The sequence below is a fragment of the Paraburkholderia sp. A1RI_3L genome (assembly GCF_048957895.1).
In the GTDB taxonomy this organism is placed as follows: Bacteria; Pseudomonadota; Gammaproteobacteria; order Burkholderiales; family Burkholderiaceae; genus Paraburkholderia; species Paraburkholderia kururiensis.
On record NZ_JARCHA010000001.1, the window covers coordinates 1,249,542 to 1,264,863 of the forward strand.

General features: G+C 67.9%; 16 protein-coding genes. 10 read left to right on the forward strand and 6 right to left on the reverse strand.

Translation table 11 applies throughout. From position 1 onward, the window contains the following. Positions 1 to 117 precede the first annotated feature (117 nt). From PXJ20_RS05770 to PXJ20_RS05795, 6 genes are all read left to right on the forward strand, one after another. Positions 118 to 537, forward strand: a complete 420-nt coding sequence (locus tag PXJ20_RS05770) for a DUF2946 domain-containing protein (RefSeq protein ID WP_017772940.1) — start codon at positions 118 to 120, stop codon at positions 535 to 537. A gap of 292 nt (positions 538 to 829) precedes the next feature. Continuing rightward, complete coding sequence (copC, locus tag PXJ20_RS05775; protein ID WP_026121066.1) at positions 830 to 1,192, forward strand: copper homeostasis periplasmic binding protein CopC; 363 nt, start codon at positions 830 to 832, stop codon at positions 1,190 to 1,192. Between the two features lie 65 nt (positions 1,193 to 1,257). Beyond that, on the forward strand, positions 1,258 to 1,854 hold the full coding sequence (locus PXJ20_RS05780; RefSeq protein WP_421030391.1) for a DUF2946 domain-containing protein: 597 nt from the start codon (positions 1,258 to 1,260) through the stop codon (positions 1,852 to 1,854). Between the two features lie 136 nt (positions 1,855 to 1,990). Next, positions 1,991 to 2,563: a YcnI family protein gene (locus tag PXJ20_RS05785; RefSeq protein ID WP_421030392.1), complete on the forward strand. Its 573-nt coding sequence runs from the start codon at positions 1,991 to 1,993 to the stop codon at positions 2,561 to 2,563. A 37-nt stretch (positions 2,564 to 2,600) separates the two neighbouring features. After that, on the forward strand, positions 2,601 to 4,742 hold the full coding sequence (locus tag PXJ20_RS05790; RefSeq protein WP_421030981.1) for a TonB-dependent receptor family protein: 2,142 nt from the start codon (positions 2,601 to 2,603) through the stop codon (positions 4,740 to 4,742). A gap of 129 nt (positions 4,743 to 4,871) precedes the next feature. After that, positions 4,872 to 5,300: a copper chaperone PCu(A)C gene (locus PXJ20_RS05795; RefSeq protein ID WP_421030982.1), complete on the forward strand. Its 429-nt coding sequence runs from the start codon at positions 4,872 to 4,874 to the stop codon at positions 5,298 to 5,300. An 89-nt stretch (positions 5,301 to 5,389) separates the two neighbouring features. Here the strand turns inward: PXJ20_RS05795 and PXJ20_RS05800 are convergent, their stop codons facing one another. Together PXJ20_RS05800 and PXJ20_RS05805 are read right to left on the reverse strand one after the other, a co-directional pair. Beyond that, positions 5,390 to 5,866, reverse strand: a complete 477-nt coding sequence (locus tag PXJ20_RS05800) for a VOC family protein (RefSeq protein WP_421030393.1) — start codon at positions 5,864 to 5,866, stop codon at positions 5,390 to 5,392. Between the two features lie 170 nt (positions 5,867 to 6,036). Continuing rightward, positions 6,037 to 6,501 (reverse strand): VOC family protein, encoded by a 465-nt coding sequence (locus tag PXJ20_RS05805; protein WP_277597410.1) that lies wholly within the window; start codon positions 6,499 to 6,501, stop codon positions 6,037 to 6,039. A 410-nt stretch (positions 6,502 to 6,911) separates the two neighbouring features. On the opposite strand from PXJ20_RS05805, the gene PXJ20_RS05810 reads away from it, so the two are divergent. Together PXJ20_RS05810 and PXJ20_RS05815 are read left to right on the forward strand one after the other, a co-directional pair. Next, positions 6,912 to 7,292, forward strand: coding sequence for a DUF5594 family protein (locus PXJ20_RS05810; RefSeq protein WP_126876850.1), 381 nt, complete (start codon positions 6,912 to 6,914; stop codon positions 7,290 to 7,292). A gap of 240 nt (positions 7,293 to 7,532) precedes the next feature. Then, positions 7,533 to 8,165, forward strand: coding sequence for a hypothetical protein (locus PXJ20_RS05815; RefSeq protein ID WP_421030394.1), 633 nt, complete (start codon positions 7,533 to 7,535; stop codon positions 8,163 to 8,165). Positions 8,166 to 8,290: 125 nt separating this feature from the next. Here the strand turns inward: PXJ20_RS05815 and PXJ20_RS05820 are convergent, their stop codons facing one another. Then, the gene (locus PXJ20_RS05820; RefSeq protein WP_126876852.1) at positions 8,291 to 8,728 is read right to left on the reverse strand and encodes a carboxymuconolactone decarboxylase family protein; all 438 of its coding nucleotides are present in this window, start codon (positions 8,726 to 8,728) and stop codon (positions 8,291 to 8,293) included. Positions 8,729 to 9,081: 353 nt separating this feature from the next. Here PXJ20_RS05820 and PXJ20_RS05825 point away from each other — a divergent pair, with 353 nt between their 5' ends. Both PXJ20_RS05825 and PXJ20_RS05830 read left to right on the forward strand, forming a co-directional pair. Beyond that, positions 9,082 to 9,348 carry a hypothetical protein gene (locus tag PXJ20_RS05825; RefSeq protein WP_017772951.1) on the forward strand — a complete coding sequence of 89 codons (267 nt, stop codon included), beginning with the start codon at positions 9,082 to 9,084 and terminating at the stop codon, positions 9,346 to 9,348. Positions 9,349 to 9,382: 34 nt separating this feature from the next. Beyond that, positions 9,383 to 12,088, forward strand: coding sequence for a penicillin acylase family protein (locus PXJ20_RS05830; RefSeq protein ID WP_421030395.1), 2,706 nt, complete (start codon positions 9,383 to 9,385; stop codon positions 12,086 to 12,088). A 109-nt stretch (positions 12,089 to 12,197) separates the two neighbouring features. Here the strand turns inward: PXJ20_RS05830 and PXJ20_RS05835 are convergent, their stop codons facing one another. The 3 genes from PXJ20_RS05835 to PXJ20_RS05845 form a co-directional block, all read right to left on the reverse strand. Beyond that, positions 12,198 to 12,392, reverse strand: coding sequence for a YXWGXW repeat-containing protein (locus PXJ20_RS05835; protein WP_421030983.1), 195 nt, complete (start codon positions 12,390 to 12,392; stop codon positions 12,198 to 12,200). A 169-nt stretch (positions 12,393 to 12,561) separates the two neighbouring features. Then, positions 12,562 to 13,734: a DUF1501 domain-containing protein gene (locus PXJ20_RS05840; RefSeq protein WP_421030396.1), complete on the reverse strand. Its 1,173-nt coding sequence runs from the start codon at positions 13,732 to 13,734 to the stop codon at positions 12,562 to 12,564. Positions 13,735 to 13,739: 5 nt separating this feature from the next. Next, positions 13,740 to 15,281, reverse strand: coding sequence for a DUF1800 domain-containing protein (locus tag PXJ20_RS05845; protein WP_421030397.1), 1,542 nt, complete (start codon positions 15,279 to 15,281; stop codon positions 13,740 to 13,742). Positions 15,282 to 15,322: the final 41 nt, after the last annotated feature.

Sequence of the window (15,322 nt, forward strand, 5' to 3'; positions counted from 1 at the left end):
AACCAGGAAGGCTCGAACCAGGAAGGCGCGGGCAGCGCTGACGGGCGGATGGCATAATCGCGGCTGATCGATTCGCCGCACGGCGGATCGCTTCTCCGTGTGCCATCTCTCGCCAGCATGCTCAATCGCCTCCAGCGGAAAACCGGCTGTCTGCTCGGATTGCTTGCAATCCTGATGCTGACGCTCGCGCCTGCTATCTCGCAGATGCTGGCTGCGGCCGACCGTATGGAGCCGAGCAGCGAAGCGCACACGCGGGCCTTCGATCTGGCGTTGTGCTCGGCGCAGGCGACGCCGGAGAGCGCGGCGCTGCTGCCCGACTCGTCCACGCATTCCGCTTCGCACGGCCTCTTCGCCCATCTGCAGGCATGCGGGTACTGCGGCTTCTTTGCTCACACGCCGGCCCTGCCCACCGCGCAGGCCATGTTCGTGCTCACCGTGCGCGCCATCGCGCACCGCGTCGCCACCCGCTTCGAAAGTCTGCGCCGGGCGTTCGCGCTCACTGCCGCGCAGCCTCGCGCCCCTCCTCTCTTCTCGTGATCGACTGAATTCGTCGGCTTGTTTTTCGCCGTCGGGTTTCGTTCGCATTCTTTCGTTTTCGTTCGATATTGCCTCGTGCGGCTTGCCGCCGGTGCCTTGTCTCGCTGGGACGCGTGAGCTTCTGTCGGTCTGCCTTCGTGCGGGCACAGCGGCTCGCGACCCGATATGCGGTGCGGGCACGGCAGGCCCACGCGATGCCTTCGCCTGCGCGATGGCATCGGTTTTGCGGCTCGCGCGGCGATATCGGTTCGCTTTCCGCTTTCCGTTCAATCGTTTCGACCTCAGGTTCATCATGAAAACCGCTTTCTTCGCCCGCGGCCTGGTTGCCGCCTTCGCGCTCGTCCTCGCCCAGTTCGCCTACGCGCACGCACATCCGAAGCAGCAGACACCGGCTGCCGGCGCCACCGTCGCGGCGCCTCACGAAGTCGTGATCGTCTTCGACGACGCGCTCGAACCCGCCTTCAGTTCCATCGACGTCACCGACGCGCACGGCCAGAGCGTGGCCGCCGCCAAATCGGCGGTGGATGCGGCGAACCACAAGCGCATGACCGTCGCGCTGCGTGAGCTCGCGCCGGGCCAGTACAGCGTGGCATGGATCGCTCTGGCGGCCGACGGCCATCGCACGCAGGGCCGCTACACGTTCACGGTGAAGTGACAGCGAAGTGACGCCGATGAACGCCATGCGCGTGCGTGTGCTTGCGGTCGCGCAGGCTTGCCGGAATGGCTAGCCTGCGCGGCTTGCTCGACGCGATGTCGGCGGCTTGGGCGGCGCCTGTGTGGCCGCGCGCGTCGACGCTGCGCGTGTGGCAGCAGCGTGCAAGGCGAACCAAGTCGTCAGGCCGCTGCGATCAGCCGCCGCGTGCCCGGCGGCGCGCGCATCGCGCCCGGCTCACAGCCTGGGTCGGGCTGCTCGCCATGTGGCTGGCGATCGTCGCGCCCGTGGTCACGCAGCTGCTGCCGACGCAGCCGGTTGCGCTCGCGTCGGCGCCAGCCGACGTACGCGCGCAACTTCGCGCGGCGCTGTGCTCCGCGCACAACGCCGCGCTGCCGCTCGAGGCTCGCGCATCGCCTCTATACGAGCCCGCACGCGATTCCGTTTTCGGCCCCCATTCGCCTTCTCACGACGATCATCACGCGAAGGCGTGCGGCTACTGCAATCTGCTCGCGCACGCGCCGCCCATCGGCGGCGCGGTCTTTGTCGCCGTCGTATCGCTCGTCGCTTCGCAGCGCGTCCTCGCACTTCGCGTGCGGCACGTGCTGCCCTTGCCGCGCTTCGCGCTTGCCACGCCGCGCGGCCCTCCGCAGACGGTTGCCTGAACGGCACTGAACACGCCGAACCCGATTTAGCGGCCTGCTTCGTCCTTCGACGCTTCCCTGCGCTCACGTTCACGCGCAACGCGCCGCGACGAACGCCGGCCACGTCATTCGACTTCGTTCTTCAAGGACAACCGTCATGCTCATCGCTTTCAACGGCCGTGCGCCGCGCCGTCGCGCGCTCGCCGTTTCCCTTCTCGTCGCACTCGCGTCCGTCGCCGGGCGCGCCGCTGCCCACATCACCACCGCGCCCAACGAAGGCGTGGCCGGCTCGTACTTCGAAACATCGCTCAAGGTGCCGCACGGTTGCGACGGCGCTGCCACCGTCGCCATCCGCGTGACGATTCCGGAGGGCGTGACCTCCGTGAAGCCACAGATGAAACCAGGCTGGACCGTGCGCATCGCGACGCGTCCCGTCGATCCGCCGCTTGCGGGCGAGAACGGCGCCGTCATCACGACCACGGTGCAGTCCGTGGAGTGGCGCGGCGGCCCGCTGCCCGATGCCTTCTATGACCGCTTCGGCCTCGTCATGAAACTGCCCGCCACGCCGGGCCGCACGTTGTTCTTCCCTGTCGAGCAGACCTGCGAGCGCGGCAACCGCGCATGGACCGAGATTCCTGCAGAAGGCGCGGACCCGCATGCGCTGCGCAGCCCCGCGCCGTTCGTGCGCGTGACGGCGCCCGAACCCGCTGCGCACGTGCACGAGCACTGAGGCACTGGCAACCAAAGAACAACCGTACAAAGAGACCATCATGGGCTACACATTCCAACCTCGGCGCCTCTTGCCGGGCCTTGCGGCCATGCTCGCGAGCCACGCCTTCGCGCAAGCCGCGCAGCCTCTGGCCACCACGACTGCCACGACTGCCACGACGGACGCGCCTGCCACAAACGTCTTGCCGGCCATCGTCGTGCGCGACAGCGCCTCGAAATCGCTCACTTCGTCCACCGTCGAAGAGCAACGCCGCACGCTCTTCGAGACGGCCGGCTCAGTCGGCTTCGTCGATAGCAGCACGTACGCGAACACCTACGCCTTCACGCTGCGCGACGTGCTGAAAGACGTGCCCGGCGTGTTCGTGCAGAACCGCTACGGACAGGAGCTGAGGCTCTCCATTCGCGGCTCGGGCATCGCGCGTTCGTATCACACGCGCGGACTCGAAATTCTTCAGGATGGCATACCGACCAATCTCGCAGACGGCAGCGGCGACTACTACCAGATCGATCCGCTCGCGTTGCAGTCGGTGGAGGTCTACAAGGGCGGCAACGGGCTTGCGTATGGCTCGTCCACGCTGGGCGGCGCCATCGACTTTCTCACGCCCACCGCCTACACCGCGCTTGCGCCGAACATCGTGCGGCTCGAAGGCGGCAGCTACGGCACGCTGCGCACGAGCGCGCAGTTCTCGCGCGTGATGGGGCCGCTCGATTTCCTCGCGACGTTTTCGGTGAATCACGCCGACGGTTTTCGCGCTCACGAGCGCGGCCAGTACGAGCAGTTCAATGCGAACGTGGGCTACCGCTTCAGCCCGCGCGTGGAGACGCGCTTCTATCTGGGCGCCTATGTCGTGGACCAGAAGCTGCCCGGCACGCTCTCGCTCACGGACGCATTGAACAATCCCACGAAGGCCGCCGCGAGCGCTATTTCCGGCGACCAGGCGCGCAACACGCGCACCGAACGCATTGCGAACCGCACGACGGTGAAGCTCGATGTGGGGCAGCTCGACTTCGATACGTGGGCTATCCACAAGAGCCTGTATCACCCCATCTTCCAGGTGATCGACCAGGACGGCTGGACCTACGGCTTCGCGCCGCGCTACACGGCCACGCTGGAGGTGGCCGGCATGCGCGACGACGTGATCGCGGGGGCGCGCGTGTTCGGCGGCAATACGCAGGCGAAGCAGTACGTGAACGTGAACGGCAATCGCGGCACGCAGACGCTCGATTCCACGCAGCGCGCGTACAACTACGAGGCTTACGTCGAGAACCGGCTGTTCTTCCTGCCCACGCTTGCGCTCATGACGGGCGTGAAGTTCTTGCACGACGTGCGCCAGTACATCGACCACGGCGGGCTCGCGGCTGATCCCACTTACAAGTCGGCGAGCCAGAGCTATAGCGGCGCGAATCCGAAGCTGGGTCTGCTCTGGCAACCGCGGCGCGACATTCAGGCGTTCGTCGATATCACGCGCAGCCAGGACGTGCCCGACTTCACCGACCTCACGCAGACGTTCAGCCGCACCACGCAATTCACGCCGCTCGCGGCGCAGCACGCGTGGACGCTCGAGATCGGTACGCGCGGCAGCAGCGGACGCGTGAGCTGGGACCTCACGGCGTACCGGTCGATGGTGCGCGATCAACTGCTGCAGTACACGACGAACCCCGACATTCCCGCGTCCACCTTCAACGCGAATCGCACCGTGCTGCAAGGCGTGGAGGCGGCGGCGTCCGTGGATTTGCTGCGCGATATCGTGCGGTCCGGCGCGGGCGATCGCATCACGCTCTCGGGGCTCTGGAATTACAGCGACTTCCGTTTCAGGAACGACCCGCAGTACGGCTCGAACCGCATCGCGGGCGTGCCGGTGAACGTGCTGCGCGCATCGCTCGGCTACGCACGGCCCGATGGTTTTCACATGGCCGCCACGGTGGACTGGGTGCCCGCCGGCGCGTGGGCCGACGACGCCAACACGCTGCGCGTGCCGGGCTACACGCTCGTGGGCCTCAACGCGGGCTACGACTTTCGCAATGGCGTGTCCGTGTTCGTCGACGCACGCAACCTCACGAACAAGCGCTACGTGAGCGACATCAGCACGGTGGCCGACGCCCGCACGGCATCGAGTCTTGCGATCTTTTATCCCGGCGAAGGACGCAGTGTCTTCGCCGGCATGCGCTACGCGTTTTGACGCGTTTTTTCATGGGTTCCATCACTTCAATCGTGAACGAGGAGGGCAGGTATGAAGGCTTCAAAGAGGAAGAGCAGCGGCGCGGTGTTCGCGCGCAAGGTGGCGCTCGCATGCTGTCTGGCAGGCGCAATGACAGGTGCAACGACAGGCGCACAGGCCGCGGGGCAGGCCGCCTCGCATGTCGAGGTGAGCGGCTGCTGGGTTCGCGCGATGCCGGCCTCGGTGCCGTCGTCGGGCTACTTCACGCTGAAGAACAGCGGCGACGCGGCCGCGTCTCTGACCGGCGTGGCCACGCCCGCGTTCGGCATGGCGATGCTGCACCGGACGGAATCGAACGGCAGCACGTCGACGATGGTGGCCATCGACTCCGCCGAGGTGCCCGCGCACGGCGAACTCGTGTTCGCGCCGAAGGGGTACCACGTGATGCTCGAACAGCCGGTGAAGCCGCCTGTGCCCGGCAGCCGCATCCCGATGACGTTCAACTTCGCCGACGGTTCGCACGCGAGCGCCACGTGTGACGTGAAGCCGGCTTCGTATGCAGGGCAGCCGGCGCGGTAGCCTTAGGCAGCTTCCGGAGCTTCCGGAGCTTCTGTCGCTTCTGAGGAGCGGATGAAACGGGGCGCTGCGCCGTGCGAAACGTGCGGCGTTCAGCGCCCTTCGTACGCCGCTTCCAATGCGGCGATGTCGAGCTTCACCATCTTCAGCATCGCCTGCATGACGCGCTTCGACTTCCCGGCATCTTTGTCGCGCAGCATTCTGCCGAGCGCTGTGGGCACGATCTGCCACGTCACGCCGAAGCGGTCGCTGATCCAGCCGCACTGCCGGGGCTCTCCGCCGCCTTCGCCGAGCTTTGTCCATAGCGCGTCGACTTCGTCCTGCGTCTCGCAGTGCACGAAGAACGAGATGGCCGGCGAGAACGTGAACGCCGGCCCGCCGTTGAGCGCAATGAACGCCTGACCTTCCAGTTCGAACGACACGGACATCACCGATCCCGTTTCGCCCGGTCCCGCTTCGCCGTAGCGCTGTATTTCCGTGATGCGCGAATTCCTGAAGATCGAGGTGTAGAGATTCGCGGCCTCTTCGGCCTGACCGTTGAACCACAGGAACGGGGCGATCTTTTGCATGGTGGATCCCTTCGTGAAGGGCCTGCGGGCAGGCGCGAGGGCGCCTTGCCGCGCGAGGCGCGTGGCTGGAGGGCGAAGCACGCGGCGCGGTGCCGTGTACCGGGTGTCGGTTACCGGTCAGGGGCAGGCGCGCGTGCGGCGATGCGTTTGCGTCGATTGACCGGCTGTCTTCAGCCGAACGCTTTCATCATCCCTTCGCGGATCTGGTCGGGCGTGAGGTCGCGCTTGTGCGTCGCAACGGACCATTGGTGTCCGAACGGATCTTCGAGCCGGCCGTAGCGGTCGCCCCAGAACATGTCGGCCGCGGGCATGGTCACTTTCGCGCCCGCGGCGGCGGCGCGGTCCATCACGGCGTCCGCGTCTTCCACGTACAGATGGATCGTGACGGGCGACCCCTTGAGCGAAACCGGGCTGTCAGAGCAGCCGGGCTGCGTATCCACCAGCATGACCGACGAGTCGCCGATGCGGATGCACGCGTGCGCGATCTTGCCGTTCGGCCCGTCGAGCCGGAACGCCTCCACGGCGCCGAACGCCTTCTTGTAGAACTCGATGGCCTCGGCGGCGCCCTCGCAGATGAGGTGCGGCGTGACGGTGTGCATGCCGGGCGGGATGGGATTCACAGCAGAACTGGACATGGTGGGCTCCTTGGGAAGGTTCGCGCGGGCGAGCGGCATAGAGGACGTATCGGACGTATTGCACGTCTTGCAGCCGTCTCGTAGCGACGACGAACGGGCTGGCGCGGAATCGACAACTGCAGCGGGATTTTTTCGCGTCGCGGGTGGTTTGGCGGGCGGCAGCTTCGTATCGGCTTGCATGGCTTCGTGCCGGAGCGGCGGAGCGTTGGAGCGGCCGCGATGACTCGCGGCGCTGTTCGCACATACCGACGCCGCGCCGGCACATGGCGGTGTACATTGCGTTTCTCTTCCTGCGTGCGACATGGGCACCGTGCTTGCGGGGCGCCGCTGCCGGCACCATCCTCGCACCACGCGGCACCATTAAGCATTTCCAACATCAGGACAGCGACATTCGACGGAGCAGTTCACGCATGGACAACGAAGCGGCGGACCGGTTCGAGCGGGCCTTTGTCCCGCGTATCGTGGAACGGCTGGGGCATCTTGTGGGCGACGCGGTGACGATCGAGGTCATTCCTCGCGAGGGCCGCGGGCACCCCACGCGCGTGCGGCTCACGGGCCATCCGGGGGAGCATCGGCATGTGTACGCGCATCCGCTCGACCTTTCGCTGACGTGGGACAGCGACGAAATTCTCCGTCTCATGGAGTCCGACGGCGAAGCCCGCTTCGACTGCTATCTGGATGCCATCCCGCGCAAGATGCACGCGTGGGAAGCCGCGCGCGAGGTCGATCTTTCGTCGCGTAGCCAGGGCGAACCGCACATTCTGATTGGCGGGCTCGACTTCGAGCCTTGACGCGCCGCGTGTGGTAGCGGTTCTGCGCGGCGACTCGCGCTGCGTTGGGGCGACCGCCGTTGCGCCGCAGTTGGCAGTCTCTTTCCGGTCCCTTTCCCGATTCTTCCCGCGCGTTACCGGCCGTCAAGCCCGCGCGCGAGCGGTCGATATAGCAACTGCCCGGCTCGTGATGGCGCCTGCGCCGGGCGCGCTGCGGCGTTCTGCGGGAGAGCGCATCAACGACGATGGGAGGACTCAGTCATGCAGGTTTCCGGTTCGGGCGGCGAGGCCGTCGATCCGGCGTTCTATCGCGCGGCGTCGGCGAAGCAGGGCGGTGGACAGCAGACGGATGCGGCGGCGCGTGTCAGCTCGGCTAACGCGGCGAACACGGGCGCATCCGGTGCCGATGCGCCCGCTTCCTCCGAAACCGGCGTGAAAGTGCGGCTGGGCGAACCGGCGCGGCGCACCGACGATTCGCCGTTGTACGGCGCGTCCGGGCGCCTCGCCAGCGAGACCCCGGCAGCCAGTACGCAAGACGCGAACGCACAGGTTGGTGGTCCACACGCAAGCGGCGAGGCAGGCAATGAAGCGGGCAATGCAGCGGGCAACGGAGCCGGCAACGAAGCCACAGCGGACCCGCAAAGCGGTGACGCACAGACCACCCGCGCGGCGTCCAACCACGACCTCCCGGCGAGCCAGTCCACCGATCCATCGACCGATGCATCCACGGGCAAGCCGGCCCAATCGTCATCGCCGATCAAGTCGTTCACCTACGGCACGCTGGGGCTCGAAAGCCCCGAGCAGCAATCCGAGCAGAAGGACAGCTACTACAGCGCGGGCCGGTGGCTGGCCGCGGCCGTCACCGTCGGCGGGATCATTTCGCTTCTTATCTGAGCGGGTTCGCTCCCGCATCAACAGGCGTTGAATCCCTCAGCCCGAAGCAGGCGGCCCGAATCAGTCCGCCGCGCCGGATAGACAGACGCTTATCGGCGCATTCGGGCCCGGCTCGGCCCGCCGCCTCATTCGGGCATCTTGCGAAACGCGATAGCGAAGCGGTTCCAGCCGTTGATGGCCGTGACGAGCAAGGTGAGGTCGGTCAGTTCTTCCTCCGTGAAGTGCGGCTTCACGGCCTCCCACACCGCGTCGGGCACGCGGTCGTGCGAGACGAGGGTGAGCGCTTCGGTCCATTCGAGCGCCGCGCGTTCGCGTTCGGTGAAGAACGGCGTCTCGCGCCACGCCACCACCGTGGCGAGCCGGCGTTCGGATTCGCCGCCTTTGCGCGCGTCCGTGGTGTGCATGTCTACGCAGAAGGCGCAGCCGTTGATCTGCGAAGCGCGCAGGCGCACGAGTTCGGCCAGCGGCTTTTCCAGCGACGAGCGCGCGATACGCTCTTCGAGTCCGAGCATGGCTTTGACGGCGTTGGGGCTGGCTTTGTAGAAGTCGAGACGAGCTTGCATGACGATTCTCCGTGAGTGCGCATCGGGTTGAGGTTTGAGACTGCGGTTCGGCCTGACGGCGAGCCTCGATGTGGACTGCCGGTAGCGCGACAGAGCCAAGGTTAGGCGCCGGAGTGGCTTCGGTGAATATCCGATTTTTGGTATTTTCAGGTAACCACTTTGGACCATGCCGTCCGCTGCGCAGAGATTCGAAAACCTGCCGGGCGAACCGGAAATCGCTGCGTCGCCGCAAGGCCGCGCCGCCGCGCGTCTGCTTTTGTCATCTCATTGTGCGAGACTGCGCGCGGGATCTTTCCCGCCGTGCCACCTTTCGGCCATTTCGCCACCCGTTCCCGCTACAACAGGTCAACGCTATGAACACGCCTTCCTGCACCGACGTCACGTTGCCCATCCTCTCCGACAACGCCACCGTGTGGTTCTCCGCCTACGGCTTCGGCTGGGGCTACCAGGCGTTCGCGTTGCCGGTGGAGACGGTCTGCGGGCAACTGGGCGCGCGCAACGAAAGCGATCACCAGCTCAAGCTCGCCTTCGAATTGAACCGGCCGCGCATTCTGCGCGCCGTGCAGAGCCGCGCGACGGTGCCAGGCGCACGCATCACGCTTTCGCCCGCGGATCTTTGACGGCTGCTTCGGTGCGCTCACTGCGCGCTCGCCGATGACCGATCTCGACACGTCCTCGCAGCGGCGCGATGCGTCGCCGGTGCGGTGTCGGCGTCGGTCGCGCTGGCGCACGACGCTCGTGGCTGCAGTCGTGCTCATTGCCGCCCTCGTAGCGAGCGTCGCGGTGGCGGGCTGGCTCGTGCTGCGCGCGAGCTTGCCGCAGCTTGACGGCGCCTGGCAGGCCAATCGCACGGCAGCGCTCACCGCGCCCGTCACCATCGAGCGCGACGCACTCGGCGTGCCCACCATCACAGGCCGTAACCGTGGCGACGTGGCTTACGCGACCGGCTTCGTGCAAGCGCAGGATCGCTTCTTCCAGATGGATCTGCTGCGTCGCGTGGCGGCCGGTGAAATGAGTGCGCTCGTGGGACCCGCCGCGCTCGATCTCGATCGGCGCAACCGGCTTCATCGGTTTCGCGAGCATGCACGCAGACTGGTGGAAGCGGCGCCGCTTGCGGAACGCGAACTGATCGACCGCTACACCGCGGGCGTGAACGACGGCCTCTCGTCGCTCGCGTCGCGGCCGCCCGAATACTGGCTGCTCGGCACGCGGCCCGCGGCGTGGCGGCCCGAAGACACGGCGCTCGTCGTCTACGCGATGTACCTCGATCTGCAGGTGCACGAGGCGCGCCGCATTCTCGCGCGCGCCGCGTTGCGCGAGCGCGTGCCGCCCGACCTGTTCGCGTTCCTGCTGCCCGAGGCGAGCCAGTGGGACGCGCCTTTCGATGCGGCGTCGGCGCCGACGCCGGCTGCGGATTCTCTCGCAGCGCCCGCTGTGCCATCCACGCGGCCGGACTGGCTGCGGTCTGCGCAGACCGCGAAAGCCTCGCAGGCTTCGCAGACCTCGCAGGTCTCGCAGACTTCGAAAGTCTCCCAGGCCTCCCAGGCGTCGCAGGCACCGCAGACCTCGCAGTCTTCGCATGCCTCGCAGGCTTCGCAGACCTCGACGACCATCTCGCCCTCCAACGCGCGAGCGTTGGCCTCGTTCGACGATCCGCTCGTAGCGGAAAGCGGCGCGGTGGGCAGCAACGGCTGGGTGGTCGATGGTGCACACAGTGCGGCGAGCACACACGGCGGCGCGATTCTCGCGAGCGACATGCACCTTGGCCTTTCGCTGCCGAACATCTGGTACCGCGTGGCGCTGCAATGGCCGGCTGCAAAGGAGGCCAACGCCGCGAAGAGCAGCAAAGGCGCGCTGCACCGCGTCGTCGGCGTGAGCCTGCCGGGCGCGCCGCTCGTGATTGCGGGCAGCAACGGGTACGTCGCGTGGGGCTTCACGAATAGCTACGGACGTTTCATCGACCTCATCGATCTCGAACGCGATCCGGCCGACCCGCTGCGTTACCGCGTGCCCGGCGGCTGGGCGCGCGCGACGGTGGTCCACGAACGTATCGACGTGAAGGGCGGCGCGCCCGTCGATCTGCCGGTTATCGAAACGCGCTGGGGACCGGAGTGGGTAGTCGGCACGCACGCATACGCGCTGCGCTGGGTCGCGCACGACCGCGAGGCGGTCAACCTGCACCTGCAAGCACTCGAAGACGCGCAGAACGTGGCCGACGCGCTGCACGTCGCGCAAACCAGCGGTATTCCCACACAGAACATCATGGTGGCGGATGCGCACGGCAGCATCGGCTGGACGCTTGCGGGACCGCTGCCGCGGCATGAAGCGACGTCGTCCGGCGCCGCGGCAAGCGACCTGCCGTTCAAGTCGTCCACCTACGTGGGCTGGCAGGGCTACCTGCCGCCCGACGCGTATCCCGCGCGAATCGATCCGCCGCTCGGGCGGTTATGGACGGCCAACAATCGCGCGCTGCCGCTCGACGAGCAGCGCCGCATTGGCGACGCGGGCGCGGACCCCGGCGCGCGTGCCGCGCAGATTCGCGACGACCTGCTCGCGCTGCCGCACGCCACGGAGCGCGACCTGCTCGCCATCCAGACCGACGACCGCGCACGGTGGACCGAACGCTGGCGCCGCGTGGCGCTCGACGCGCTGGATACCGATGCGTTGAAGGACCATCCGCAGCGCGCCGCTTTTCGTCGCCAGCTCGAACAGTGGAACGGCCGCGCCGATGCCGACGCCGTCGGCTACCGGCTCGTGCGCGGGTTTTTCTTTTCGATGTACGAAGGCTGGTTCGGCAAGCTCGATGCGAGTCTTGCCGCGAGTTTCGCCGACAGACTGCCAGGCGCCGCGCCGCAATGGAGCTACCGCATGGCGAGTTCGCGCTACGCGCCCGTGATGGAGACGCTCGCCGCGAACCACGCCTGGGTGCCCGACGGCGAGGCGAACTGGCGCGCGTTCGTGCTGGATCGCATCGACCACGCGATCGGCGAACTGCCGAAAGGCACCACCGTCGATCACGCCCGCTGGGGCGAGCGCAATCGCGCGTCCATCGAGCATCCGTTCGCGCGGCTCGTTCCCGCGTGGTTGCCGTGGGTGCGCGGCGCGCTTGGCGCGCCACACGATCCGCTGCCCGGCGACATCAACATGCCGCGCGTGCAGGCGCCGTCGTTCGGGGCATCGGAGCGCATGATCGTCTCGCCGGGACACGAGCAGGACGGCATCTTCGAGATGCCGGGCGGGCAGTCGGGGCACCCGCTGTCGCCGTACTTTCTGGCGGGGCATGAGGCGTGGGTGCGGGGGGAGGCGGTGCCGTTCTTGCCGGGGGAGACGGTGCATCGGTTGGTGTTGACGGGGCCGTGATCCGCGCTGAGAGCCAGGGCCGCGAGCCAGCTTGTGAGGCCGGGCTTTAAGCCCAGGCTATGACCCCAGGCTTGAGTTCAAGCCGTAATTCACGGCCGGCTCGCTCCCCTCAATACGTTCCCACCCAATGCCCCGGCACCCACTGCCAGTGGTTGCCTTCCCACCGGTAGTGTCCTTTGACCCAGTGATACGCCGGCCCCGGCGCAGCGGGCACCACTTCGACCATCGGCTCGGGCCGCGGCGGTCGCGCCGGTTCCACGATGCATGCGGAAAGCAGCGCAGCGCACGCCAACCCGACCGACATCGTCTGAAGACCGCCAAGGCCGAACGTTCCGAAGGTTCTTTTCATCATGAGCTCCCTTTGTTTGAGGTTGTGGTGAATCGAGTTACCGACACGGCACAAGCGCGGCACAGACACGACATGAGCCGCCAAAAAAACGGCAAAGCAACGCCAAAGCAACGCGGCAGACGCATCACGCACGAATCAATCCCGTCATCGGCCGCTGCGCGAGCGAACCCGCACCGCTCTGCGCGAACAGCGTGCGCGCCGTCCGCTCGGGGTCGAGCCGCAGACTTTCGCTCGCCGCGCCCACAATCAGCGCATCGAGCGATGCGGTCGGTTTAAGGTCGCGTGCTTCGTAGAGATCGTTCGGACGCAGCCCGGGCCAGTCGGCCACGACGCGGCCGCCCGCCACGGCGCCGCCGATCAGCATCGCCACCGACGCCGTGCCGTGGTCCGTGCCCGCCGTGCCGTTGGTTGCGGCGGTGCGGCCGAACTCGGTGGCCACCACCACGGTGGTCTTCGCCCACTGCGCACCGAGCCCGTCGCGCAGCGCGGCGAGCATCGTGTCGAGCGCCTTCAGCTGATTGGCGAGGCGCGGGTTCTGCGCGCTGTGCGTGTCCCAGCCGCCGGTCTCGATCATCGCGATGCGCGGGCCGTCGTCGCGGCCCAGAAAACTCGCTGCGAGCTTGCCGAGGCTCGCCGGGTCCTGGCGGGCGCTCGCGTCGCCTGCGAGTCCGCGCGCGGTCATGGCTTCCTGCCACAGCGGGTGGAGTTGCGCATCGCGTTCGTAAAGCTGCGAGACGCGTGTGAGCAGATCGTCGGGCGCGGGCGGCAAGGCCGAAGGCGCGTAGGACGTCACGTCGGCCTTGCCGCGCAGCGCCGCGGGCACGGTGGGCGCAAACGCAATCGCGCTCGCGTGTCCGGTCGCCTGTGAAGGCGGCAGCAGGCCGACGAGCCGGTTGAGCCAGCCGTCCTTCACCTGGTACGGCGCGCTGCCGCCCGTTTCCAGCACGTTCTGTCCGTCGAAGTGCGAGCGGTCGCGATAGGGCGAGGCCACGGCGTGCACGAAGAGCGCTTCCTTCGCGGCATACATCTGCGCGGTCTGCACGAGCGACGGATGCAGCGCGAATGTGCCGTCGAGCTTCGTGGCCGTGGACGCATCCACGGCGAGCGCGCCGCGCAGCGCGGCATACGCGGGGTCGGCGTAGGGCACGACGATGTGCAGGCCGTCGGCGGCGCCGCGCTGGATCACGAACACGAAGCGGCGGTCGGTTTCCACGCTCGCGAACGCGATGCGCGGCGCGACGAGGACCGCGCCCGCGCCGGCGGCGGCAAGGCGCATGAAGCGGCGGCGAGTGAGCATGGCGTTCATCTCCGTTGGAAGTCGGGTGAGACGAGCAGCAGTGCGATCGCCGTGGACGTGCTTTCCGCACGCGAGACGGCGAGCGCCGTGGGTTCGCTCAACGTGCCCGCGAAAAGCTGCTGGCCGAGCGTGCGCGGGTCAAGGTCAAGGTCGGGGCTCGCGTGCGCCGCGAACCGTTGCGCGGCTTCGACGCGGCGCACGAGCGCGTCGGGCGCGGCCCAGCTTGCCGCGATGTCGTCGTAGCCCGCGGGCGAGCCGGGCCGCCAGACAGGCTCGCCGAGTTGCGTGAGCAGCGGCGCGGCCTGGAAGGCGCCGAGGTCTTGCCAGCCGAGTCCGCGCATGGCCGAAACGGTCCACTCCCACGGCGACTTGAATTTCGCGGCATGGCGCGACCAGGCCTCGGGCGAGTCGATTAGCGCGCGGTAGACCGTGGGCAAGTCGCCGCCGCTTTGCATGAACGCATTCGCGAGGCGATCGACGACGGCGGGCGGCGGGTTGTCGGCCACGAAGTGGCGCGCGAGTTTTCCCGCGATGTGCCGCGCGGTGGCGGGCGATGCGGCGAGGTCGTGCAGGATCGCGAGCGCCTGCTGCTCGCCGGGTTCGCTGTAGCTGCGGCCCATCACGGTGCGTGTGCCGGGCTCGTGCAGCGCGGTGCGAAACACGAACGTGCCCGGCTGGGCGGGCGCCATGCGCGGGTTCTGGCGTGCGCCCGCCACGCTCCAGCCCGTGAGCGCGCGGGCGAACTCGGTCACGTCCTGCTGCGTGTAGCCGCTGCGCACGCCGAGCGTGTGCAGTTCCATGATCTCGCGCGCCAGGTTCTCGTTGAGGCCGCGCTTGTGCGTGGGGTCGCGCGCGTCGGCGCGCATCGCGGCGAGGCTGTCGGGACCCACCGAGCGCGTCTGGTCGAGAAAAACCTGCATCGCGGGATGCCGCTCGACGGCGACCAGCATGTCTTCGAAGCGGCCTAGCACATGCGGGCGGATCGCTTCGGCCTCGAAAGCGCCGGCGAGCACGGCGACCGCGGGCTTTTCCGTCGACACCGCGAAGTGGTTGGCCCAGAAGTGCACGAGCCGTTCGACGAAGGGCGTGGGCGTGACGAGCGCGCTCGTCACGCGCGCGTTGACGGCGGCGCGGTAAGTGCTCACCACGTCGGCGCGCAGGGCCTTTTCGGCTTGCTGTCTGTCGGCGAGCGGGGCAGTGGCGGGTGGGTTCGTTGCGTCGGTGGCGTTGGTTCCGTTGCGAGCGAGGCTTTGTTGAATTGCTGCGGTGCCGGCACGCGAGCTCGATGCGCCGGCGACAGGCGCGGCCTTGCGCGCCGCGGCCACCTGCTCGCGCCGCTGTGCGAAGTCCGTCGCGAGCGCCACGGATGACGGCAGCCCCGACCACGCGGCCGGCATCGGCTGATAAGCGCTCAGCTGTTCGACGAGCCACGCCTTCGGCTCGCGCGGCGGCGCGTCGCCGGGCCGCGCGCCCAGTCCGAAGCGGTTGAGCGCGATGGCGGCGGCATCCGTGGCGGGGGTGGCATTGAAGGCGGAGGACGTGACCATGCGGAGTCCCTCGTGCGATGACTGCGATGTCTCTTGAACGG

Bases quoted from the DNA above. Each gene is read 5' to 3' on its own strand.
- PXJ20_RS05825 (WP_017772951.1), top strand. From the start codon at position 9,082: ATGAACACGCCTTCCTGCACCGACGTCACGTTGCCCATCCTCTCCGAC.
- PXJ20_RS05840 (WP_421030396.1), bottom strand. From the start codon at position 13,734: ATGCTCACTCGCCGCCGCTTCATGCGCCTTGCCGCCGCCGGCGCGGGC.
- PXJ20_RS05830 (WP_421030395.1), top strand. From the start codon at position 9,383: ATGACCGATCTCGACACGTCCTCGCAGCGGCGCGATGCGTCGCCGGTG.
- PXJ20_RS05815 (WP_421030394.1), top strand. From the start codon at position 7,533: ATGCAGGTTTCCGGTTCGGGCGGCGAGGCCGTCGATCCGGCGTTCTAT.
- PXJ20_RS05780 (WP_421030391.1), top strand. From the start codon at position 1,258: ATGGCTAGCCTGCGCGGCTTGCTCGACGCGATGTCGGCGGCTTGGGCG.
- PXJ20_RS05835 (WP_421030983.1), bottom strand. From the start codon at position 12,392: ATGTCGGTCGGGTTGGCGTGCGCTGCGCTGCTTTCCGCATGCATCGTG.
- PXJ20_RS05795 (WP_421030982.1), top strand. From the start codon at position 4,872: ATGACAGGTGCAACGACAGGCGCACAGGCCGCGGGGCAGGCCGCCTCG.
- PXJ20_RS05805 (WP_277597410.1), bottom strand. From the start codon at position 6,501: ATGTCCAGTTCTGCTGTGAATCCCATCCCGCCCGGCATGCACACCGTC.
- PXJ20_RS05785 (WP_421030392.1), top strand. From the start codon at position 1,991: ATGCTCATCGCTTTCAACGGCCGTGCGCCGCGCCGTCGCGCGCTCGCC.
- PXJ20_RS05770 (WP_017772940.1), top strand. From the start codon at position 118: ATGCTCAATCGCCTCCAGCGGAAAACCGGCTGTCTGCTCGGATTGCTT.
- PXJ20_RS05845 (WP_421030397.1), bottom strand. From the start codon at position 15,281: ATGGTCACGTCCTCCGCCTTCAATGCCACCCCCGCCACGGATGCCGCC.
- PXJ20_RS05820 (WP_126876852.1), bottom strand. From the start codon at position 8,728: ATGCAAGCTCGTCTCGACTTCTACAAAGCCAGCCCCAACGCCGTCAAA.
- copC (WP_026121066.1), top strand. From the start codon at position 830: ATGAAAACCGCTTTCTTCGCCCGCGGCCTGGTTGCCGCCTTCGCGCTC.
- PXJ20_RS05800 (WP_421030393.1), bottom strand. From the start codon at position 5,866: ATGCAAAAGATCGCCCCGTTCCTGTGGTTCAACGGTCAGGCCGAAGAG.
- PXJ20_RS05810 (WP_126876850.1), top strand. From the start codon at position 6,912: ATGGACAACGAAGCGGCGGACCGGTTCGAGCGGGCCTTTGTCCCGCGT.